20 protein-coding genes are annotated in these 22403 nt (G+C 34.5%); 12 read left to right on the top strand and 8 right to left on the bottom strand.

Annotated elements, in window-relative coordinates; translation table 11 throughout:
• Positions 1 to 68: 68 nt before the first annotated feature.
• Positions 69 to 1169, bottom strand: a complete 1101-nt coding sequence (locus tag P178_RS0112595) for an OmpA family protein (RefSeq protein WP_027066553.1) — start codon at positions 1167 to 1169, stop codon at positions 69 to 71.
• 183 nt (positions 1170 to 1352) lie between these two features.
• Here P178_RS0112595 and P178_RS0112590 point away from each other — a divergent pair, with 183 nt between their 5' ends.
• Positions 1353 to 1679 carry a YegP family protein gene (locus tag P178_RS0112590; RefSeq protein WP_027066552.1) on the top strand — a complete coding sequence of 109 codons (327 nt, stop codon included), beginning with the start codon at positions 1353 to 1355 and terminating at the stop codon, positions 1677 to 1679.
• On the opposite strand, the gene P178_RS0112585 is transcribed toward P178_RS0112590, so the two are convergent.
• Both P178_RS0112585 and P178_RS0112580 read right to left on the bottom strand, forming a co-directional pair.
• Positions 1665 to 2687 carry a threonine aldolase family protein gene (locus tag P178_RS0112585; RefSeq protein WP_027066551.1) on the bottom strand — a complete coding sequence of 341 codons (1023 nt, stop codon included), beginning with the start codon at positions 2685 to 2687 and terminating at the stop codon, positions 1665 to 1667. The genes P178_RS0112590 and P178_RS0112585 overlap by 15 nt on opposite strands.
• Before the next feature lie 21 nt (positions 2688 to 2708).
• The gene (locus P178_RS0112580; RefSeq protein WP_027066550.1) at positions 2709 to 5117 is read right to left on the bottom strand and encodes a zinc-dependent metalloprotease; all 2409 of its coding nucleotides are present in this window, start codon (positions 5115 to 5117) and stop codon (positions 2709 to 2711) included.
• Positions 5118 to 5311: 194 nt separating this feature from the next.
• Between P178_RS0112580 and P178_RS0112575 the strand changes: the two genes are divergently transcribed.
• The 7 genes from P178_RS0112575 to P178_RS0112545 all read left to right on the top strand — a co-directional run bounded on the left by P178_RS0112575 (position 5312) and on the right by P178_RS0112545 (position 13289).
• On the top strand, positions 5312 to 6775 hold the full coding sequence (locus P178_RS0112575; protein WP_027066549.1) for a circularly permuted type 2 ATP-grasp protein: 1464 nt from the start codon (positions 5312 to 5314) through the stop codon (positions 6773 to 6775).
• Between the two features lie 9 nt (positions 6776 to 6784).
• Positions 6785 to 7732, top strand: coding sequence for an alpha-E domain-containing protein (locus P178_RS0112570; protein ID WP_027066548.1), 948 nt, complete (start codon positions 6785 to 6787; stop codon positions 7730 to 7732).
• A 29-nt stretch (positions 7733 to 7761) separates the two neighbouring features.
• The gene (locus P178_RS0112565; RefSeq protein ID WP_027066547.1) at positions 7762 to 8613 is read left to right on the top strand and encodes a transglutaminase-like domain-containing protein; all 852 of its coding nucleotides are present in this window, start codon (positions 7762 to 7764) and stop codon (positions 8611 to 8613) included.
• Between the two features lie 64 nt (positions 8614 to 8677).
• Positions 8678 to 9779, top strand: a protein-coding gene (gene prfB, locus P178_RS0112560; protein ID WP_143099084.1) for a peptide chain release factor 2 whose coding sequence is annotated in 2 segments (ribosomal slippage) — positions 8678 to 8743 and positions 8745 to 9779 — 1101 coding nt in all. Because the reading frame shifts where the segments join, the coding sequence is not laid out codon by codon here.
• Between the two features lie 66 nt (positions 9780 to 9845).
• Positions 9846 to 10190, top strand: coding sequence for an arsenate reductase (glutaredoxin) (gene arsC / locus P178_RS0112555; protein ID WP_027066545.1), 345 nt, complete (start codon positions 9846 to 9848; stop codon positions 10188 to 10190).
• Between the two features lie 86 nt (positions 10191 to 10276).
• Complete coding sequence (locus tag P178_RS0112550; RefSeq protein WP_051638292.1) at positions 10277 to 10792, top strand: hypothetical protein; 516 nt, start codon at positions 10277 to 10279, stop codon at positions 10790 to 10792.
• Positions 10793 to 10796: 4 nt separating this feature from the next.
• A complete protein-coding gene (locus P178_RS0112545; RefSeq protein ID WP_027066543.1) occupies positions 10797 to 13289 on the top strand; it encodes a TonB-dependent receptor domain-containing protein in 2493 nt (830 codons plus the stop codon).
• A 64-nt stretch (positions 13290 to 13353) separates the two neighbouring features.
• On the opposite strand, the gene P178_RS23450 is transcribed toward P178_RS0112545, so the two are convergent.
• On the bottom strand, positions 13354 to 13527 hold the full coding sequence (locus P178_RS23450; protein ID WP_091904107.1) for a hypothetical protein: 174 nt from the start codon (positions 13525 to 13527) through the stop codon (positions 13354 to 13356).
• 172 nt (positions 13528 to 13699) lie between these two features.
• Here P178_RS23450 and fumC point away from each other — a divergent pair, with 172 nt between their 5' ends.
• Complete coding sequence (gene fumC / locus P178_RS0112535) at positions 13700 to 15100, top strand: class II fumarate hydratase (RefSeq protein WP_027066542.1); 1401 nt, start codon at positions 13700 to 13702, stop codon at positions 15098 to 15100.
• Positions 15101 to 15170: 70 nt separating this feature from the next.
• Here the strand turns inward: fumC and P178_RS0112530 are convergent, their stop codons facing one another.
• Complete coding sequence (locus P178_RS0112530) at positions 15171 to 16058, bottom strand: hypothetical protein (protein WP_027066541.1); 888 nt, start codon at positions 16056 to 16058, stop codon at positions 15171 to 15173.
• A gap of 152 nt (positions 16059 to 16210) precedes the next feature.
• On the opposite strand from P178_RS0112530, the gene P178_RS0112525 reads away from it, so the two are divergent.
• The gene (locus P178_RS0112525; RefSeq protein ID WP_027066540.1) at positions 16211 to 16669 is read left to right on the top strand and encodes a GNAT family N-acetyltransferase; all 459 of its coding nucleotides are present in this window, start codon (positions 16211 to 16213) and stop codon (positions 16667 to 16669) included.
• Between the two features lie 10 nt (positions 16670 to 16679).
• On the top strand, positions 16680 to 17501 hold the full coding sequence (locus P178_RS0112520) for an MBL fold metallo-hydrolase (protein ID WP_027066539.1): 822 nt from the start codon (positions 16680 to 16682) through the stop codon (positions 17499 to 17501).
• Positions 17502 to 17643: 142 nt separating this feature from the next.
• Here the strand turns inward: P178_RS0112520 and ettA are convergent, their stop codons facing one another.
• From ettA to P178_RS0112505, 3 genes are all read right to left on the bottom strand, one after another.
• A complete protein-coding gene (gene ettA, locus P178_RS0112515; RefSeq protein ID WP_027066538.1) occupies positions 17644 to 19335 on the bottom strand; it encodes an energy-dependent translational throttle protein EttA in 1692 nt (563 codons plus the stop codon).
• Between the two features lie 66 nt (positions 19336 to 19401).
• Entirely contained in the window at positions 19402 to 19578 is a 177-nt protein-coding gene (locus P178_RS23445; protein ID WP_091904100.1) for a CAL67264 family membrane protein, read from the bottom strand.
• Positions 19579 to 19654: 76 nt separating this feature from the next.
• A complete protein-coding gene (locus P178_RS0112505; RefSeq protein WP_036146771.1) occupies positions 19655 to 20626 on the bottom strand; it encodes a Gfo/Idh/MocA family protein in 972 nt (323 codons plus the stop codon).
• A gap of 72 nt (positions 20627 to 20698) precedes the next feature.
• Here P178_RS0112505 and P178_RS0112500 point away from each other — a divergent pair, with 72 nt between their 5' ends.
• Positions 20699 to 22327, top strand: a complete 1629-nt coding sequence (locus P178_RS0112500) for an acyl-CoA carboxylase subunit beta (protein ID WP_027066536.1) — start codon at positions 20699 to 20701, stop codon at positions 22325 to 22327.
• Positions 22328 to 22403: the final 76 nt, after the last annotated feature.

Below are 22403 nucleotides of genomic sequence, written 5' to 3'. Positions count from 1 at the left end.
ATTTAAAACATGTGCACATAAAAAGAGCTTACTTATGTAAGCCCTTTATAATTTCAATATACTAAATACTAGTTGTTGATTAATCTAAATTGAGTTCTTCTGTTTACTGCATGCTCTCTTGCTGTACAAGAAACACCATCTTTACATCTGTTTAATAATTTAGTTTCACCGTAACCATTTGCTACTAAAAGACTAGAGTTAACACCTTTAGTAATTAAGTAATCTGCAACTGCTTTAGCTCTTCTTTCTGAAAGATCTTGGTTAGAAGCTGCACCACCTTGAGAATCTGTATGAGAAGCTAATTCAACTTTTACCCCAGGGTTTTGAGCCAATACCGGCAACAATCTGTTATCGATTAAGTTTCTAGCTTCTGCAGTTAACGTTGCGCTACCAGACTCCCAGTTAATAGGTAAAGCTTGGTACTCAACTAAAGCACATTCTACTTCTTTCCAAGTAGTTAAACCACCTTTTTCTTTTAAAACTTCTTTAGAGATAGTAGTAGTTTTTGCAGGAACTAATTCCTCAACTGTGTAAGCATCTTTATCTAAAACTGTTTTAGTAATTTCTCTGTATTCAGCAGGAATAATTTTTTCAACTACAGTAGCAGGAGAAATTAATACTGATTTAGTATACGAACCATTTTTAGAACCTAATGGAGTACTAGTTGTAGAAGCGGCACTTGCAAGAACTTGAGTTGAAACTGTTTCAAATTGTGCAGGATAACCTTTGTAACACCAGTATCTACAATCATCTGGATTACCTGACTCACAATCAGGAGCTGCAACACCCAATTCCCATTGTGCGTAAGCCGGCTTAATTTCTAAAGTTTGTGTACTTGGAGAAAAAGAAGCAGGTATAACCTGTAAAGAGTTTCCTCCACCTTTAGATACATAAGTTACAGTTTCAGTACCCCACTTTGCAGGAACAACTGTAAGAACTTTTTCTTCTGGTCTTACTAGTACACGCTCTGTAACCGTTTTAAAAGTAGCAGGAACCGTCTTTAAAACTTTATAAGAAGGATTAGTTGTAACGGTAGTTACTTCATTTACATAAACATCAGGAGTGGTACAACGTACATAACATTTACCTGGTTCTGGGTTTGATGGCAAATCTTGTGCCATTGCAAAAGAAGCTGTGAATGCAACTGCTAGAAATAATACTTTTTTCATTTTGATAGTGTTTAAAATTAATAATTGGTTATTTATATTTATTTGTTTGAACATTTGAGTTTGTCGTTTCAGCCAAGAGATAAAGTTTATTTTGAAACCTCAACAACTGCCTCAATGATTAAGACACAGTATTAATTGAAAAGTCACTAAAAAGCAGAGAAATAATTAATTATCTTTAATGATATGATTAAAATCAATAAAAAAGAGGGAGGGTCATTTCAGTTTATGCTGAAGTCTAATAATGGTAAAACTTTATTGGAAAGTATAACCTTTACAAGTGAAAATGAGCTAGATAAGACTTTAAAAGATATTAAGGCGCTAAAAGATTCCAACGGAAAATTCTTTGAACGCAGAACAAACACCGATGGTAAGTTTCTTGTAGAATTAAAAAATTCTTTTGGAAAAATAATAGGCTCCAGTGGATTGTACTCCTCTGAAGCCGGTATGGAAAATGGAATTTTAAATATTTCTAATAGTATTGATAAAGTAACAAAACTAGATAGACAGTAATTGTTTTAATAATTCTTCATGCATATCATCTGTATAATCTAAATGAGTAACCATTCTTAGTTTACCTTGCCCCATTCCAATAATCAGAATATCTTTTTCCTTCAATTTATTTACGAACTGATCACTTGTCATAAAAGTTTCATCTATCTCAAATATGACAATATTCGTTTCAATAGGTTCTACCTTTTTTATAAATGATTTAGCAGCTAGCGTTTTTCCAATTTCTTTCGCTTTTTTATGATCTTTTGCCAATCTATCTACGTGATTATCTAACGCATAAATTGCAGCTGCAGCTAAAAATCCAGATTGGCGCATACCACCACCAAATATTTTACGAATACGAATAGCTTTATCCATTTGCTCTTTACTTCCTAAAAGCAGTGAACCTACAGGACAACCTAATCCTTTACTCAAGCAAACACTAATTGTATCGAAAAGTTGGCCGTATTGCAGTGCTGTTTCATTTTTTTCGACCATGGCATTCCACAAACGAGCACCATCTAAATGGTACCCTAATTTATGCTCGTTACAAATTTTTCTAATATTTTTAAGCTCATTAAAATCCCAACATGTACCACCTCCTTTATTGGCAGTATTTTCAACACATACCAAAGTTGTTAATGGACTATGATAAAAATCTGGAGGATTGATTACAGACGCAACTTGAGATGCAGTCATTGTACCTCTATCACCATCTACAAGCCTACAAGAAACTCCGCTATTAAAACTAACTCCGCCACCTTCATAATTATAGATATGTGCATACTTATCGCAAATTAACTGCTCGCCAGGCTGGGTGTGCAATTTAATTGCAGTTTGGTTGGTCATGGTACCACTAGGAAAAAATAACGCAGATTCCATTCCAAATAGTTTAGCTGCTTTTTCCTCTAAAGCATTAACTGTTGGATCTTCTTTAAAAACATCATCACCAACAACAGCCGACATCATTGCGTCTAGCATACCTGCAGTAGGTTTAGTTACCGTATCACTGATAAGATTAATTTGCATAGATAAACTGTAAAAATTGAATTAATGGAAACAACTCATTCCAATTGGCGAACCATCAGGAATCTTAGGCGAAGGTATTACTTTGAACAATTCTGGATGCTCTCTAAATGTTTTAATTCTTTTAACCATTTCTGCACTAATTGCATTTGAGCCAGAATCTTTAATCAATTGAATATTCAACTCATTTAATTTTTGAGATGCAATCGCATTTACCTGAGGATGAACGTTTGTATGCCCTGCCAAATTCATAATATGAAATAACACTCTAAAATTAATAATGGTCTGGGCTTCACTTAAATAAGCATCTTTCTGCTTCTTATTTATAGTGGCTGCAATCAATTTATCTAAAACCTCATCTAAACCAACATTATCTATAGCAATTGCTTTTTGTTGAATTAGTCTTGATGCTTTCTCTGGATGTAATAAAAACGTCAACGTCATATCTGAGGCAGTTTCAACGGCAGAAAGCGCATCAAAAGAAACTCCAGTTTTACCATTAATAGATTCTCTTGTTCTAGGCGTACCAAAAGCACGTGGTGGAAACAAGTTTAATTTATCCTTAGGTATTGCGATTTCATTGGCATCTAACGTCTTTAGAACAACTTTTAGGGCTTCTTCTTGCATTGCTTTATCTGCAATAGCAACAACTTCTTGTCCACCCCCTTTTATGGCATAGTTATATTCTAACCCTCCTATAACCTTCGCTACACCTTCCGTCTGGTACCTATGAAAGAAATAAAGTGGTACAAATACATCTTCTAAAACTGAATATGGCGTACCATCTTGAATATTATCAACAGAGAAATTATTTATAGCCACTTTACGCAGCTTTAACATATCATCTAATTCTTTACTAACATCAGTTCCATTATCCCATAAATGAGCCAATACATGGGCACTACCTTGTGGCCGTGCATCTTGATCTGTAATATATCGTAGTCCATCAGCCTTGGCTTTATCCAAAATTTTGTTCAGACCTTCTTTTTCATTTTCACCGTCATTAAAATTCTGATATGAATAAGCCACTGTAACCTTATCCCAATCCCCTATTCCTACTTCATAGGCTTTTGCAAAATCAACTTCACCATTTATTAATGAAAACTGCGGATGCGGATAATCCATAACCGATGACTTATCAGTCGTACTCGCCGCATAATTATGTGCAAAACCCAAAGTATGTCCGATTTCATGAGCTGACAGCTGACGAATACGGGCAATTGCCATTTCTAACATTGGCTGATAGTTATCATCTCGCTCAGCAAAAGGCTTGTTCATTAATGCTTGGGCAATTAAGAAATCTTGACGAATTCTTAAACTACCTAAACTTACATGACCTTTCATAATCTCGCCAGTTCTTGGGTCGGTTATACTACTACCATAGCTCCATCCTCTGGTTGAACGGTGTACCCATTGAATAACATTATAACGAACATCTAAAGGATCAGCATCGTCTGGTAACATTTTTAATTGAAAGGCATCTTTATAGCCAATTGCTTCGAAAGCTTGGTTCCACCAACGACCACCTTCTAAAAGTGCAGAACGTACAGGTTCGGGCGTACCATTATCTAAATAATAAATAATTGGCTCAACCGCTTCACTAATTGCTGCTGTTGGATCTTTTTTCTCTAAACGGTGTCTTCTAATAAATTGCTTTAAAATATTAGATTCTACCGGCGTTGCGTAATCGTAATAATTAAAGGGAGAAGAACCTGATCTTGGGTCAAACACACGTTTTTCATATTTATCATCTGGCAACTCTATAAAAGAATGGTGTTCAGCTACAGTAACCAAATTAGCATTTGGGGATACACTTCTTATATAAGCTCCTTTTGCTTCACCCTTAAAAGTCATGGTAACATCAAATTCCACGTTTTTAGGAAATGCTTTAGTTCTATCTAATGCAAATGCACTTTTAGATTTATCTAAGCTATACGAACCTTGCTCTGTTCTTTTTAAACGGTTAGACACACCGTGAGCATCTTGCATTAAAAAATCGGTAATATCAATAACATACGTACTGCCTTTCTCTTCTACAATAGGAAAACCGAATAAAACTGATTTAGCAAAAGCTTGCTCTACAGATTTACGTTCTAATACATTATCTGTAATCGCCCTATATTTCATATTCGGTTGAACCAACAATAGTTTGTTACCAGCTTTCTTAAAAAATACTACTTGCTCATCTCCTAATTGACCTCGATCTAAGCCTATATCATTACTACCAATACCACTACTTAAAGAGTATACGTATAAAAATTCTTTGTTTAAATTATCGACTTCAAGATAAATCTTGTCCGTATCCTCATCATAGTAAAAGTCATAAAGTCCCTCATACTTTACAAAATCTTTCTTCTTATCGCTGAACTGAGCGGATAACATATTAAAGGACAGTATTACCAACCCAACTAGAAGTACATAATTCTTTCTCATTCTCTATTAGTTTTCCCTAAAAGTATAGAAAAACTAACGAATGAAAAACAGTAACCATGAACTAAATTATAAATACCATACTTGTTAAAAAAGCTATTGAATTATTATAGAATAAAGAAAAATACTACCGATTATTGTAAAAATGACATTTGTTTATTGGTTTTTATCATGTACCTTTTAACAAAAGAATATCTATGACCAACATTGAAAATCAAATATTTTCTTCTTATCAAAGAAATCCAGATTTATTTGACGAAATCTATGATAAGAATGGAAAAATAAAGGAGGTATATCAAAAGCTATTCAACCTTTACGGCGAACATTCAATCAATGACTATGTTTCATTAAACAATAAAGCCAAATCTTCTTTTTTCAATCAAGGAATTACTTTTCAAGTGTATGGAGAAAACAATGTGCAGGAAAAGATTTTTCCGTTCGATTTATTCCCTCGAATAATTGATCAAGAGGAATGGGATATTATAGAAAGAGGATCTATACAAAGAAGTAAAGCACTTAATTTATTTCTTTGGGATATTTATCATGACAAGAAAATTCTCAAAGATAAGGTTGTACCTATAGATTTAATTACGTCTTCTGCAAATTACTTAGATCAAATGAACGGTGTAAATCCGCCAGGTGGCATTTATAACCATATTTCTGGCACAGACGTCATAAAACACAAAGACGGCAAGTATTACGTTCTTGAAGATAATATAAGGTGCCCATCTGGAGTAAGTTATGTTATTTGTAATCGTACTGCGCTTAAAAAAGCACTCTTCGGTGTATTTAATCACTACCAAACCCATACAGTAACTAATTATGCCGAAAACTTATTAGAGCTATTGGAATCTGTTAAGCCTAAAGGTGTAGATATACCAACCGTTGTAGTTATTACACCAGGTATGTACAATTCCGCTTTCTACGAACATTCTTATTTAGCCAAAACTATGGGTGTAGAACTTGTAGAAGGTCGTGATCTATTTGTAGAGAATGATTTCGTTTATATGAAAACCATAAAAGGACCAGAAAAAGTAGATGTTATTTACAGAAGGGTTGACGACCAATTTATTGACCCGTTAGAATTTAATCCAGATTCCGTTCTTGGAGTCCCTGGATTGTTCGCCGCATATAAAAAAGGAAATGTTACCTTGGCCAATGCACCAGGTACAGGTGTAGCAGATGATAAAGCTGTTTATACCTATATGCCACAAATTATCAAATATTATTTAGACGAAGAACCAATACTTAATAATGTTCATACCTACCATTGTAGTAGACCAGATGAGTTGAAATACGTACTAGAGCATATTCATGAACTTGTTATTAAACCAGTTGATGAAGCTGGAGGTTATGGAATTTCCATAGGAAATATTCTTACCAAGGCTGAAATAGAAAAAGTAAAAGCTGAAATTAAGGAAAGTCCAAGAAAATATGTTGCACAACCCATAATGTCCTTATCGGTGCACCCTACGTATATAGACGACACCGAATCTTTTGAACAACGACATGTTGATTTAAGAACATTTACGGTTCTAGGAAAGGATAAAGAATTTGTTTTAAAGGGTGGATTGACACGTGTAGCCTTAAAAAGGGGAAATTTAATTGTAAACTCATCTCAAGGAGGCGGATCTAAAGATACTTGGGTCCTAAAAAAATAAAGAAATTATATGTTAGCAAGAGTAGCAAATAACCTATTTTGGATGGGACGTTATATAGAACGTTCAGAACACGTAGCAAGATATTTAAACGTAAATTATTTCTCTTCTTTAGACGCACCCAATCTTAAATCTCAAGACCGACAATTTGTTCTAAGGTCTATGCTATTTATGGTAGGAGATCCAGAAGAAGATGCGGATAAATTTTTAAAAGAAGAAGACGTACTTTATAAAATTGGGTTGGACCCAACCTATGGCGCATCAATTATCAACAATATTAAATTCGCAAGGGAAAATGCCAATAGTGCTCGAGATTTAATTTCAACAGAACTCTATGAGGCCATCAACAAGTTTTATCATTTCGTAATCAATTACAATAAAGACGTTTTTGTTAAGAACGGATTGCATGATTTCACCACCCATGTAGCTGAAATGACAGATATCTTAAGAGGAAAAATACGCGGAACATTGTTACATGATGCTACATATGCTGTAATTTCAATGGGCATAAATATTGAGCGCGCCACTCAAATTACAAGAATGATCAATGCTAAATTCAATGATGCATTGCTTTCTCAAGGAGAGGAAAATGATAGATTCAGTAAGAGTTTCGAATGGACAACATTATTAAAATGTGCAGAGTCTTATGATATGATGCGTAGATATTATAAAAAAACCCCAACAAGCATTTCTACCTTAGAATTTCTAATTCTTAATCCAAATTGCCCGCGATCTGTAATGAACTCTTTAAATCAGGTTAACCAGCATGTAAAGATGCTTAACCCCGAAAAGCGATATAATAAAGATTCAACTGCTTTTTTAATTGGCAGAGTCAGGTCTGAATATGAGTTTAAATACATTGAAGAAATAGACAAGGATATTAAGTCATTTATAGAGAATATTCTTAAAAGTCTTGTGGACATTAGTGACAAGGTAGATGAGGAGTTTTTTAACTATTAGACAAGTTAAAAAAGGTATCTTTGAAGACTATGCCAAGAGATTTTGAAGTAACGTATAAGGCCGAAAATATTTATGACGATTGGGTACATGATGCACATTGGCAATTTTTAATAATTCCCTTTGAAAACGAGAGTCAACATGAGGTGCAAATTGAATTTTCCAATTCACTTTATGCCAATACTGAATTCTCTATTAACGGGTTTGGCTTTAAGACCTTAAGAGTTCATCCGAAGAAAAAATTCAAGCAAATTTCTTTTGAAGCGAAATTCAAATTCAAGAAGGAAGAAATTGATCCTTATGATTTTAATATAAATTCAGACTTATCAATTGAATACAATGAACTAGGGCATTTCGACTTTAAGATAACTCACGAGCGTTTTTTAAAACAAACTATATATACCAAATTAAATAGCACCCAAGACCTGCTTTATAAATTCGATACTACTGTTTCTATTTTTCAAAATCTTGAAAATTTAAATCATTGGATTTATAAATTCATTCAATTTAAAACCGGCGTTACCAAAGTAGGCACACTATTAAAAGATTTGCTATTGAATAAACAAGGGGTTTGCCAAGATTTTGCACATTTATTCTGTGCGTTGGCAAGAACAAACGGTATACCCACAAGATATGTATCTGGTTATCTAGATCAAAACAGTGGTTATATGGGCGACTCTCAAATGCATGCTTGGGTAGAGTGCTATATTCCTGGTATTGGCTGGAAAGGTTTTGACCCAACCAATAATATTTTGGCAAACACAAATCATATTAAAGTATGCCATGGAAAAGATTATAATGATTGCTCACCCTTAAAGGGTATTATACATACTGGAGGACAAAATAAAACCACGCACACAGTTATGGTTCAAAGTCAGCAATAGGGATTCCCAAATTAACTTCTCAAAGTATTCAAAAGAGTATTATTTTTACCTAAAATAGAATTGTATGAACATTAATATAGACCATTACAAAGGTCTTATAGATCGCCTTGGTGCGTTAAGGAGGTATCTTTGACATTGATGCCAAATTAATAGAAATAGAGAACGAACAAGAAAAAACCTTGGCACCAGATTTTTGGGACAATCCTCAAGAAGCTCAAGCTCATATGAAGTTTATCCAGTCTAAAAAACAATGGGTAGACGACTATAATGCTGCCCAAATTTTAGTTGCGGAGCTAGAAGTTCTTATAGAGTTTCAGCAAGAAGGGGAAGTTTCCGAAGCCGAAGTAGAGAGTCAATATGAGAAAGCGGTAAGTACTCTTGAAAAAATGGAGTTCAAGAACATGCTTTCAGAGGAAGGTGATGAATTACCCGCTGTACTGCAGATTACAGCAGGTGCAGGTGGCACCGAAAGTTGTGACTGGGCAGCCATGCTTATGCGCATGTATATGATGTGGGCAGAAAAGAATGGGTACAAAATCAAAGAACTTAACTACCAAGAAGGTGATGTTGCGGGTATTAAAACTGTTACATTAGAAATCGATGGTGAGTTTGCCTTCGGTTGGTTAAAAGGTGAAAATGGCGTGCATAGACTGGTACGTATTTCACCATTTGATAGTAATGCAAAACGTCATACATCATTTGTGTCCGTATATGTATATCCTCTGGTAGATGATAGTATAGAAGTAGATGTAAACCCTGCGGATATTACCATTACTACAGCAAGGTCTAGTGGCGCTGGTGGACAGAACGTAAACAAAGTAGAAACGAAAGTTCAATTGACACACCACCCTTCTGGAATTCAAATTTCATGTTCAGACAGTAGAAGTCAACATGACAATAGAGCTACAGCTATGAAAATGCTAAAGTCTCAATTGTATGAGATTGAACTTCGGAAAAAAATGGAAGCCCGTCAAGAAATTGAATCTTCTAAAATGAAAATTGAATGGGGCTCACAGATTAGAAATTATGTAATGCACCCATACAAATTAGTAAAAGATGTTAGAACAGGTCAAGAAACGGGTAATGTGGATAACGTTATGGACGGAGACATTGATCAGTTTTTAAAAGCTTTTCTAATGATGATGGGACAGAAAGAAGAAGAATAAAACAAGACATTCCTACTCATGAATATTCATGAGTAGGAATGTCTATATGTAAAACAAAAACATATCATGATTAAAATATATCATAATTCTAGATGTAGCAAATCTAGAGAAGGACTTAAAGTACTTGAAAATTCTGGCAAGAAATTTGAAGTAGTAAATTATTTAGAAGATATACCTACAAAAGATGAGTTAAGAAATGTAATAAGTTGTCTTGACATTAAACCAATAAATCTAGTTCGTAAATCTGAAGCAATTTGGAAAGAAAAATTCAAAAATTCACCGTTAACTGATGAGGAATTAATTGATGCAATGATTACTTATCCTAAGTTAATTGAAAGACCAATTATAATTAACGGAAATAGCGCTGTGATAGGGAGACCTGCATCAAACATAAATTCTTTATTAAAGTAGAATTTATTATAATTTCCTTATAATTATCTTAACAAAGAATTAACCATTTACAGTTAAACCATAGTATAACTTTATAATCTAATCATATGAAAAAAGTAATAAAATATAGCGGTCTAAAGTTTTTAGTACTGCTATTAATTCTATTAGGAAGTTCTGAAATTTATGCACAATATGGTTATGGGAATAACGGATATGGATCTAGAGGTGGCTACGGTTACGGCAGTAGACAAAGAAGTTCTATTCCAGATGCCCAAACACCAGCTGAAGAACCTAAACCAAAAACCGCAGAGGAACTGGTTGATGGCGAAATGCCTAGAATTACCGAAGCGCTTGCATTAAATGATTTTGAACAAGCTGTATTAAGCTCTGTTTTAAAGAAGTATGTGCAAGAGCGAATAGAAGCTCAAATATTAAAACTTCCACCAGAAAAAATGGCTGAAGTTTATGAGAATATTACAAAAAGGCAAGATGTTGAATTAAAAGCAGGTCTGCCAATAGAAAAGTACGAAGCATTTGTAGCACTTCAAAAAGATGGTGTTGCAAAAACTTTGAAGAAGAATAAAAAGAAGAAAAAAGAAAAACGAAAGAAATCCAAAAACTGACTTAATGAAACAACTTTTCCCTTTACTCCTACTCCTAGCACTATCATTTAATTACGTAAATAGTCAAAGACCGGGAGGAGACCGGGAAAGAGGTCCAATTGTTATTACCGGAAAGGTTTTAGATAAAGATGATAACCTTCCCTTGGAATACGCAACATTAGTTCTACAAAGTGTAAGCAATCCTGATCAAATTACAGGTGGTATTACTGATATAGATGGAAATTTTGAAGTTGAAGCAAAAGCTGGCAAATACAATATCTCCATTGAATACATCTCATACAAAACATATAAATTACCTAATCAAACTCTAAGTGAGTCTACAGATTTAGGTACCATAAAACTTGCTTTAGATGTTGCTCAGCTAGAAGCTGTAGAAGTTGTTGGCGAAAAAACTACCGTAGAAGTTAGGTTAGATAAGAAAATCTATAACATTGGTAAAGATTTAACCAATAGTGGAGCAACGATTACAGATGCGCTAAACAATGTACCCTCTGTTGATGTAGATGTTGAAGGAGCTATTAGCTTACGTGGTAACGAAAATGTTAGAATATTAATAAATGGTAAACCATCAGCACTTGCAGGGTTTGGATCAACAGATGCCCTTACGCAACTACCAGCAGATGCAATTGAAAAAGTTGAAGTTATTACTAGTCCTTCTGCACGTTATGATGCTGAAGGTACTGCTGGTATTTTGAACATTATACTTAAAAAAGAAAAAACTCTCGGTTTTAATGGATCTGTAAATACAACTATTGGCTATCCTGTTAATAGTGGCATTTCTGTTAACGCAAATTTGCGTACAGATAAATTCAACTTATTTAATACTACAGGATACAGCTACAGAGATGCCCCTGGAAATGCCTTTTTCGATAACACTTATTCTTCAGGTTCTTTTGACAGAATTTTTGAAGATAGAGAATACAGTAGATTACGTAAAGGATTCAACACCAACTTAGGTTTAGAATATTTCCTCACCGAACAGTCTTCCTTAACAGGAAGTGTTTTTTATAGAACATCTAAAAGTGAAGATGGTACCGAAAACACCAACAAGAGATTTATTAGTAATTCTCTAAATAGCGAGACCTTTAGAACTGAAGATGAGAATGAAGATGATGATAATTATCAATTTTCACTTAACTACGTTAATAATTTAAATGACGATGGTCAGAAATTAACGGTAGACCTTCAATACTCTAAGGGAGAAGAGACAAAAACATCTATCATTGAGGAAAACAATACTATCCCTAATGAGAACTTAATTGTTTTAGAGAATGTATTTGAAACTGAATTACAAAATGAGTACTTAGTTCAAGCAGATTATGTATTGCCTATGGGAGATGCCCAATTTGAAATAGGTTACAGAGGCACATTTGAAGAAGAGGTTACGGACTATAGATTAGATTCTTTAAACCAAGCTACAGGTCAATTTAACATCAATGAAGACTTGACCAATAAATTCACTTACAATGAAAATGTAAATGCTTTATATACCCAATACGGAAACAAAATTGGAAAGTTTTCATTTTTACTTGGACTTAGATTAGAAAATACGCAATTAAAAGGTCAATTAGATTCTGAGTTTGATACCAGTCAACTTGAAGAACAATTAGGCGTTGATGTTGATGTCAATTTTGACAAGAACTATTTAGGTTTATTCCCTACCGTTAATTTTATATATGAATTAGCCGAAAATGAGAATATTTCATTGGGTTATAACAGAAGGATAAACAGACCAAGAGGTTGGTTCATAAATCCTTTTCCGTCAAGGTCAAGTAGAACAAACATCTTTCAAGGTAATCCAGATTTAAATCCTGCATTTTCCAATGCCTTTGATTTAGGATATTTAAAAAGATGGGATAAAATAACCCTAACCTCATCAATCTACTACCAAAGAGAAACAGACTCTTTTGAGCGTGTACAGGAAGAGACAGGTCAAACTACTACTGATGGTATTGAAATCATTAGAACCATTCCTATTAACCTTTCTACTAACAACAGAATTGGTGCAGAAGCTGGTATGATGTACAGTCCTACTAAATGGTTACGATTAAATTCCAGTTTCAACTTTTTCAGGTTTTCAACAGAAGGCATATTTAACGATGTAGATTATGGAACTACAAATAACAGCTGGTTTGCAAGGTTCAGCTCTAAGGTATCTTTACCAGAAAAGATAGATTGGCAAACGAATGCTTTTTATAGAGGTCCGTCATCAACTGCACAGACCGAAAATAGTGGTATATTCTCTTTAAACTTAGCTTTCAGTAAAGATATAATGAAAGACAATGGAACACTGTCGTTAAACGTAAGTGACTTATTGAACTCTAGAAAAAGAAGCTCTTATACAGAAACAGAATTTTTTACTTCAGATAGTGAGTTTCAATGGAGAAGACGACAAATAACCATGGGCTTTGTATATCGTTTCAACCAACCAAAAGAACGTAATAAAGGTTCTAGAGGAAATGGCGGAGATGAAGGTGGCGAAGAAATTGAAGGATAGAAATAATTAAAACAAGACATAAAAAAAGAAGCCAATTGGCTTCTTTTTTTATACTTATCTTTTTCTATACTTCTCGTGCAGCTTTTTTCTTGTCGCGTCTTTCTTTCAATAATTCTATAATGTTACCACCTAACCAGTAAGGGACAACAAATAATAACAAAAACATCATTAACCAAAAACCGATGGTTAAAATGGTTAAAAACGCTAAAAATCCTAAATATTGGTCAAAATCAAACATATCCTTTTACTTATATATTACAAAGATACCATAAACGAATTATTTTTTGCAAACGTTCTGCAAAATTAATTTTACTTTTCACAACAAAGTTGTCACAATAAAAATAAATGTAAACCTTATTTTTGAGGCAATATTAATAAGTTAACTTAAGATTCATATAAATTATAAGATTATGGAGTTCAGAATCGAAAAAGATACCATGGGTAATGTTGAAGTACCTAAAGACAAATACTGGGGAGCACAAACAGAACGTTCGCGTAATAATTTTAAAATTGGTCCTTCTGCATCAATGCCTTTAGATATCGTCTACGGCTTTGCTTATTTAAAAAAATCTGCAGCTTATGCAAATTGCGAGCTTGGTGTGTTGGCTGAAGAGAAAAGAGATTTAATTGCACAAGTTTGTGATGAAATCTTAGAAGGCAAACTTGATGATCAATTTCCATTGGTAATTTGGCAAACAGGTTCTGGTACACAAAGTAACATGAACGTTAATGAAGTTGTTGCTAATAGAGCCCATGAAATAGCTGGTAAAGTAATTGGCGAAGGTGAAAAGACCATACAACCAAATGATGATGTAAACAAATCACAATCATCAAACGACACATTTCCTACTGGAATGCACATTGCTGCCTATAAAAAAATAGTAGAAGTTACTATACCAGGTGTTACTCAACTAAGAGACACACTTAATAGAAAAGTTGCAGAATTTAAAAATGTTGTTAAGATAGGTCGTACCCATTTAATGGACGCTACTCCCCTAACCTTAGGTCAAGAATTTTCTGGCTATGTATCGCAACTAGATCACGGATTAAAAGCACTTAACAATACACTGGCACATTTAAGTGAATTGGCTCTTGGTGGTACAGCAGTTGGTACAGGTTTAAATACACCAGAAGGCTATGATGTATTGGTTGCTAAATATATTGCTGAATTTACAGGGTTACCCTTTATTACAGCAGAAAATAAATTTGAAGCATTAGCTGCCCATGATGCAATTGTTGAAAGTCACGGTGCATTAAAACAATTGGCAGTTTCTTTGAACAAGATTGCAAATGACATAAGAATGATGGCTTCTGGTCCACGTTCTGGTATTGGCGAAATCATTATCCCTGCAAACGAACCAGGTAGTTCAATTATGCCAGGAAAAGTTAACCCTACACAATGTGAAGCTCTTACCATGGTATGTGCTCAAGTAATGGGTAACGATGTTGCTATAAGCGTTGGGGGTACTCAAGGACACTACGAGCTGAACGTATTCAAGCCGATGATGGCCGCTAACATTTTACAATCGGCTCAATTAATTGGAGATGCTTGTGTAAGTTTTGAGGAACATTGCGCTGCTGGTATAGAACCAAATCATGAAGTTATTAAACAATTATTGAATAACTCATTAATGCTGGTTACCGCGTTGAATACCAAAATAGGGTATTACAAGGCTGCTGAAATTGCAAACACTGCTCATAAAAATGGTACAACCTTAAAAGTAGAAGCTGTTAATCTAGGCTATGTTACTGCTGAAGATTATGATGAATGGGTTAAACCGGAAAATATGGTAGGTAGTTTAAAAGACTAAAGCCAAAATAATAGAAATGAAAAATGGCGACCAATTGGTCGCCATTTTTTTTATATGTAATAAGGTAATCTTACTTCAACATGAATTTAGAAGTACCCAATAATTTTAATTGATCATCATAAACGTTAACCATGTAGTTACCATCTTTGAAATCTCCAGAAGGCTTACTAATATAATCACATACATCTAAAGACTTGTTCTCATAGTAGAAACCAGTTTGCTTACTGTAAGTAATAGAAGCTCCATTATCATTTGTCATAGAATTACTACCACCAAGTACATTTCCTTGAGGATCTAAAACTTCTAAGAAAAATTCTCTATCACCAGCTTGTGCAATTACGTTGTCAGCAACAGTAAAACAAATTTTAAACTTGTCAGTTGCCTTAGCACGTTGTGTAGAAACTAATTTACCACTGTTACGCTCTTTTACAGCATCAACATTAAACTTAGATAAGTTTAAAGCAGAACCTTTTTCAACTACCTGAGCTAAGTTTGTATTTTGTACTACTAATGAATCATTAAAAACAGTTTGCTTTTCTAATTCAACATAAGTACTATCACGTTGCATAGCGATCATAGAGTTAGAACGAGTTAAAGAATCAACTTGTTTCAATAACTGCTCTCTTTCAGCTTTAAGAACACCAACTTGTCTTCTGTATCTTGATAAAGATCCAATGTCAGCTTTCATCGTTTTTACAGAGTCAATATATTTTGCAATATTATCTCTTGCACTTACCAACTCTTCGTTAGTTGCATTGCTTTCCAAAATAGCTTTATCATATTCAGATTTTAAGCTATTTAAATCTTCAACTACCAATTCTTTCTCCTTAGAAAGAACAACTTCAGTCTTCTTTTTATCTTGGTAAAGACTTACTGTATAAATGATAGTTCCTAAAAGCACAACACCTAAAAGAGCGGTCAAAACTTTTAAACCATTGTTGTTTTTTGTTTCAGTCATAATTTTAAATTTAATAAAGTGTCTGTTTGTTCAGTTTATATACGTGGTAATTCAAATTTTAGATTTCTTGGTGTTAAAATAAATAATTGATCATAGTAAATACTATATAATATGATATAATTTAGGAGTCACTAATATATCAAATATAACTCATGCTTACTATCGTACCTTTTGAGACTAAATATACTCAGAACTTTAAAGATCTTAATATAGCTTGGATTACCAAATACTTTATAGTTGAAGATAAAGATCGAGAGCTGTTAGAAACTAGCCAATATTCTATTATTGATAAAGGAGGCTATATTTTTATGGGATTATGGAAGAATGAACCCGTAGGGTGCTTTGCTTTAATCAAAAAAACCGATATGCGTTTTGAATTAGGAAAAATGGCAGTCAACAAATCTCATCACGGTTTACAAATCGGTCAAAAATTATTAATGTACGCCATTGATTTTGCAAAAAACAAAAATTGGGATACCCTTGAATTATATTCGAGCACTAAACTTGACACCGCACTGCATATATATAAGAAATACGGATTTATTAATGTTCCACTAGAGGATAATTTAGAGTATCTTAGATCAGATATTAAAATGGAACTAACACTTTAAACATACTATAATGAAAATAAAAGAATTACTTGTTTTACTATTCATAGGTGCACTATCTTTTTCTTGTAAAGAGGAAAAGAAATCTGACAGTGATATGAATACTTCAACAGAAACTGAGGAAAATATGTCAGCGACAAGTATGAAGAACCAACGCAAGACAGATGGTGTTGTAATTAAACCAATTGAACATGCGACGGCAGTTATTGAATGGAATGATGTTGTAATATACATAGACCCAACCGGCGGAAAAGCAGCTTTTGAAGGGCAAAAGACACCTAGCTTAATTTTAATAACAGATATTCATGGCGACCATTTAAATGTTGAAACCCTAGATGCTCTAGACACCTCTAATGCCACATTTGTAGTACCACAGGCTGTTGCAGAAGAGTTACCAGAAAAATATTCCAAACAATTAGAGATTATGGAAAATGGCACAAGTAAAGAATTGAGCGATATTACCATTGAAGCCATACCAATGTATAATTTAAGAAATGAAGCCCTTAAATTTCATGAGAAAGGTCGAGGTAACGGATATGTCTTAAACATTGATGATCAACGCATTTATTTTTCTGGTGATACCGAAGATATTCCAGAAATGCGTTCTTTAAAAAATATTGACAAAGCTTTTGTTTGTATGAACCTACCTTACACAATGACAGTTGAAAGCGCTGCCTCTGCTGTTTTAGATTTTAAACCAAAGCAAGTATACCCATATCACTATAGAGGTAAACCAGATGTAAGTGATGTCGCTAAATTTAAACAACTGGTAGATGCTGGTAATCAAGACATTGAAGTAATACAATTAGATTGGTATCCTAATGATGAATATTAATGTTAGCTGTTAGCTGTTAGCTGTTAGCTGTTAGCTGTTAGCTGTTAGCTGTTAGCTGTTAGCTGTTAGCTGTTAGCTGTTAGCTGTTAGCTGAAAATAAAAAAGCCCGCAATTGCGGGCTTTTATTATATAATTAAATTTCTTATCTAATTAACTTCTTATACTTAATTCGTTTCGGCATTAAGTCTCCGCCCAATCGTTTCTTCTTATTCTCCTCATAATCAGAGAAAGAACCTTCAAAGAAATAAACTTGAGAATCACCTTCAAAAGCTAAAATGTGTGTACAAATACGATCCAAGAACCATCTATCATGCGAAATAACTACGGCACATCCTGCAAAATTCTCTAAACCTTCTTCCAAGGCTCTTAAAGTATTTACATCCAAGTCATTGGTAGGTTCATCTAATAATAGAACGTTTCCTTCTTCTTTCAATGTCATGGCCAAATGTAAACGGTTACGCTCACCACCAGACAGCATGTTTACTTTTTTATTTTGCTCACTACCTGTAAAATTGAATCTACTTAAATAAGCACGAGAGTTTACCTGCTTACCGCCCATCATCACCATTTCTTGTTCATCACTGAAATTCTGCCAAATGGTTTTTTCAGGATCGATATTAGAGTGACTTTGATCTACGTAAGCAATTTTAGCTGTTTCACCAGTTTCAAACTCTCCTTTATCAGGAGTTTCTTCACCCATGATCATTCTAAAAATAGTTGTCTTACCAGCACCGTTTGGTCCTATAATACCAACTATACCTGCTTGTGGCAATTTAAAGTTCAAGTCTTCGTAAAGCAATTTATCATCAAAAGCCTTACTAACTCCTTTTGCTTCAATTACATTGATACCCAAACGAGGTCCGTTAGGAATATAAATCTCCAGCTTTTCATCAAGTTGCTTTTGATCTTGACTCATTAACTTATCGTAATTCTTAAGACGTGCTTTCTGCTTGGTCTGTCTTCCTTTTGCACCCTGACGTACCCATTCAAGCTCTCGCTCTAAAGTTTTCTGTCTTTTAGAAGCCGTTTTACTCTCTTGGGCCATACGTTTAGATTTCTGGTCTAGCCAAGAAGAATAATTTCCTTTCCAAGGAATACCTTCTCCCCTGTCCAATTCAAGAATCCAACCGGCAACATTATCTAAGAAGTATCTATCGTGTGTTACGGCAATTACCGTTCCTTTATATTGTGCTAAATGATGTTCTAACCAATGTACAGATTCTGCATCTAAGTGGTTAGTAGGTTCATCTAATAATAAAATTTCTGGTTCTTGAAGCAACAGTCTACACAATGCAACCCTTCTTCTTTCACCACCAGACAATACTGAAATTTTCTTGTCAGGATCTGGCGTACGAAGTGCATCCATCGCAATTTCTAACTTGGTATCTAATTCCCAAGCATTTGCAGCATCAATTTTATCTTGCAAAAGAGCTTGTTGATCCATCAACTTCTGCATTTTATCAGGGTTCTCATAAACCTCTGGAAGACCAAACATGTCGTTTATTTTATTGTACTCATCAAGAATAGCAACAGTCTCCGCTACACCTTCCTTTACAATTTCTAAAACTGTTTTGTTTTCATCTAATTCAGGTTCCTGTTCTAGGTAACCAACATTATAACCTGGAGAAAAAACAACATCACCTTGAAAGTTTTTATCAACACCCGCAATGATTTTCAACAAAGTAGATTTACCAGAACCGTTTAAACCTAAGATTCCAATTTTGGCACCATAGAAAAAACTTAAGTATATATTCTTTAAAACTGGGGTATTCGCATTTTTATAGGTTTTCGTAACTCCTGACATGGAGAAGATTACCTTCTTATCGTCTGACATAAAATTATAGTGTTAAGTGAAATATTAAAGCATACCAGAAGAATTCACTGGTGGCAATAAAATATATTATACTCTACCTTTAAGTGCGTTAAACACCCAAGCAATAGCAAAAAAGCCAATACCTACAGATGCAAAACCCCAACCGGCAACATCATCATAGCGAAAAGCACCTAAAGCAATAAGCGCCAGACCTACAAAGATCATTATAAACGTAGCCCAAGAGAGCACAGTATTCTTATTCATTTTCTAGTCAATTAAAATTTTAGCGAACTTCAAATATCGTAAAATTTAAGATATTTGTCCACTATTAACCCTGCTATTATTCAAAAGGAAACACAATACCTGTTAATTTACGAACAGAATCCATAATCTCTATTAAATCTAAACTATTTTGATGACTCCAAAGATCACTCTGCTTCTTCCCAGAAGCTAAACAATCTTGTACTTCTTCAATCTCATGCACATAACCTTTACCCCTTTTACCAACCTCATTAGAAGTTGATTCGCCATCTTTTTCTATAGTATACCCTGTAGTTTCATGCCATCTTGGATGTATAAATATAGATCCTTCGCTACCAGCAATTTCAGCTTTCTTTTCGGAATTAGAATTGAGTCCGCTATACAGAATAGCCTGAGCATTATCATAATTAAAAATCATACTGCACTGTACCTCAACCCCCGTTTTATAAAAATTTGCTGAGGCTTTTATATCCTTTGGCTTCCCTAACATTAAGTAAGCCAGAAATATAGGATAGATTCCGATATCTAACAGCGAACCACCAGCAAGATCAGGATTCAACAACCTACCGTTTTCATCTCTATCTAAAGCATAAAAAGCAAAATCAGCGTGTAAATAACCAATATCTCCAATGGTACCGTTATCCACTAATTCTTTTACCTTTTTAATAGTTGGGTTAAAACGTGTCCATAATGCTTCCATCAGAAAAACATTATTCTCTTTGGCTACAGCAACCATTTGCTCTACTTCGCTTTTATTGACACCCATTGGCTTTTCACAAAGTACAGCATTACCAGCTTTCATTGCAGCAATACTTAAATCTGCATGAGAAGTGTGTGGTGTAGCTAAATAAATAACATCTACGGTATTACTATTAAACAACTCTTCATAACTGCCATATGCATTTGGCGCACCATATTCACCTGCAAAATCTTGTGCTTTCTCTAAACTTCTTGAAGCAACGGAAACCAATTTAGCACCATTTACCAAGGCTAGGTCTTTAGAAAAACTATGTGCAATGTTACCTGCCCCTACTATACCCCACTTTATCATACTTTTTATTTTTGTTGCATGAACACCAAAATTAACTCCTTATCTTTATCCAAAGAAAAGAAATTATATAGAATGGATTTAAAATTCAATCAAAACGAAGATAGGAATAAGTTGTTATTATCAGACCTTAGAAGAAAGCTTAATGAGGTTTATTTAGGCGGAGGAAAAGCCAAAATAGCCAAGCAGCACGACCAAGGTAAAATGACAGCTAGAGAACGTGTTGATTATCTTTTAGACCCAAAATCTGAACAAATAGAAGTTGGTGCTTTTGTAGGTGACGGCATGTACAAAGAGCATGGCGGATGCCCATCTGGCGGAGTAGTTATAAAAATTGGATATGTTCAAGGCAAGCAATGTATTGTTGTAGCCAATGATGCTACGGTTAAAGCCGGTGCATGGTTTCCTATTACCGCAAAGAAAAATTTAAGAGCACAAGAAATAGCTATTGAAAATAAACTTCCTATTATTTACTTAGTAGATAGTGCAGGTGTGTATTTACCGCTGCAAGATGAAATTTTCCCTGACAAGGAACACTTTGGTCGTATTTTCAGAAACAATGCAGTAATGAGCAGCATGGGTATTACCCAAATATCTGCGGTTATGGGCAGTTGTGTGGCCGGTGGTGCCTACTTGCCAATTATGAGTGACGAAGCATTAATTGTAGATAAAACCGCTAGCATCTTTTTAGCAGGTAGTTATTTAGTAAAAGCTGCCATTGGAGAGAGCATAGATAACGAAACATTAGGTGGCGCTACTACGCATTGCGAAATTAGCGGTGTAACAGATTATAAGTCGAAAGATGATGCAGCTGCTTTAGATACCATTAAAAATATAATGGACAAAATTGGCGATTACCCTAAAGCGGGATACAACCGTAAGAAGGGTGTGAAGCCAAAAGAAAATCCTGAAGATATATATGGCATTCTACCAAGCTCTAGAGCTGAACAGTATGACATGATGGAAATCATTAAACGATTAGTTGATGATTCTGATTTTGAAGAATATAAAGCTGGCTACGGACAAACGATTCTTACCGGTTATGCACGTATTGATGGATGGGCAGTTGGTATCGTTGCCAACCAAAGAAAAGTAGTAAAAACTGCAAAAGGTGAAATGCAATTTGGCGGAGTAATCTACTCTGACTCTGCAGATAAGGCAACCAGATTTATAGCTAACTGTAACCAGAAAAAAATTCCGTTAGTCTTTTTACAAGACGTTACCGGTTTTATGGTAGGCAGTAAGAGTGAACATGGCGGTATCATTAAAGATGGTGCAAAAATGGTAAATGCGGTAAGTAATTCCGTAGTGCCAAAATTCACGATTATAATAGGCAATAGCTACGGTGCAGGAAATTATGCCATGTGCGGTAAAGCTTATGACCCAAGATTAATTGTTGCTTGGCCAAGTGCAGAACTTGCTGTAATGGGCGGTAACTCTGCTGCAAAGGTATTATTACAGATTGAAAAGGCATCTTTAAAAAAGAAGGGTGAAACCATTACCGAAGAAAAAGAGAAGGAGCTTTATGATAAGATTAAGCAGCGATATGACGATCAAGTGTCTCCGTATTACGCAGCCTCTAGATTATGGACAGATGCTATTATAGACCCAAAGGACACCCGTAAGTGGATATCAATGGGTATTGAAGCTGCAGACCATGCGCCTATCGAGAAGCCTTTTAATATGGGGGTTTTGCAGGTTTAATGCGAACTAATATATTAGAGAGATTATTACAATATAGATTTATAAAAATAAACAGTTATATTTTTTGCCTAGAAAA

The organism is Maribacter sp. Hel_I_7, assembly GCF_000688315.1.
In the GTDB taxonomy this organism is placed as follows: Bacteria; Bacteroidota; Bacteroidia; order Flavobacteriales; family Flavobacteriaceae; genus Maribacter; species Maribacter stanieri.
The sequence above is the reverse complement of the archived record's forward strand: the minus strand, read 5'-3'. Positions and strand labels throughout refer to the sequence as shown.

Excerpts from the sequence above, each read along its gene's own strand:
- P178_RS23445 (WP_091904100.1), bottom strand. The coding sequence starts at position 19,578 with ATGAATAAGAATACTGTGCTCTCTTGGGCTACGTTTATAATGATCTTT.
- P178_RS0112575 (WP_027066549.1), top strand. The coding sequence starts at position 5,312 with ATGACCAACATTGAAAATCAAATATTTTCTTCTTATCAAAGAAATCCA.
- P178_RS0112580 (WP_027066550.1), bottom strand. The coding sequence starts at position 5,117 with ATGAGAAAGAATTATGTACTTCTAGTTGGGTTGGTAATACTGTCCTTT.
- P178_RS0112545 (WP_027066543.1), top strand. The coding sequence starts at position 10,797 with ATGAAACAACTTTTCCCTTTACTCCTACTCCTAGCACTATCATTTAAT.
- P178_RS23450 (WP_091904107.1), bottom strand. The coding sequence starts at position 13,527 with ATGTTTGATTTTGACCAATATTTAGGATTTTTAGCGTTTTTAACCATT.
- P178_RS0112505 (WP_036146771.1), bottom strand. The coding sequence starts at position 20,626 with ATGATAAAGTGGGGTATAGTAGGGGCAGGTAACATTGCACATAGTTTT.
- P178_RS0112550 (WP_051638292.1), top strand. The coding sequence starts at position 10,277 with ATGAAAAAAGTAATAAAATATAGCGGTCTAAAGTTTTTAGTACTGCTA.
- P178_RS0112500 (WP_027066536.1), top strand. The coding sequence starts at position 20,699 with ATGGATTTAAAATTCAATCAAAACGAAGATAGGAATAAGTTGTTATTA.
- fumC (WP_027066542.1), top strand. The coding sequence starts at position 13,700 with ATGGAGTTCAGAATCGAAAAAGATACCATGGGTAATGTTGAAGTACCT.
- arsC (WP_027066545.1), top strand. The coding sequence starts at position 9,846 with ATGATTAAAATATATCATAATTCTAGATGTAGCAAATCTAGAGAAGGA.
- P178_RS0112570 (WP_027066548.1), top strand. The coding sequence starts at position 6,785 with ATGTTAGCAAGAGTAGCAAATAACCTATTTTGGATGGGACGTTATATA.
- ettA (WP_027066538.1), bottom strand. The coding sequence starts at position 19,335 with ATGTCAGACGATAAGAAGGTAATCTTCTCCATGTCAGGAGTTACGAAA.
- P178_RS0112525 (WP_027066540.1), top strand. The coding sequence starts at position 16,211 with ATGCTTACTATCGTACCTTTTGAGACTAAATATACTCAGAACTTTAAA.
- P178_RS0112520 (WP_027066539.1), top strand. The coding sequence starts at position 16,680 with ATGAAAATAAAAGAATTACTTGTTTTACTATTCATAGGTGCACTATCT.
- P178_RS0112585 (WP_027066551.1), bottom strand. The coding sequence starts at position 2,687 with ATGCAAATTAATCTTATCAGTGATACGGTAACTAAACCTACTGCAGGT.
- P178_RS0112595 (WP_027066553.1), bottom strand. The coding sequence starts at position 1,169 with ATGAAAAAAGTATTATTTCTAGCAGTTGCATTCACAGCTTCTTTTGCA.
- P178_RS0112530 (WP_027066541.1), bottom strand. The coding sequence starts at position 16,058 with ATGACTGAAACAAAAAACAACAATGGTTTAAAAGTTTTGACCGCTCTT.
- P178_RS0112590 (WP_027066552.1), top strand. The coding sequence starts at position 1,353 with ATGATTAAAATCAATAAAAAAGAGGGAGGGTCATTTCAGTTTATGCTG.
- P178_RS0112565 (WP_027066547.1), top strand. The coding sequence starts at position 7,762 with ATGCCAAGAGATTTTGAAGTAACGTATAAGGCCGAAAATATTTATGAC.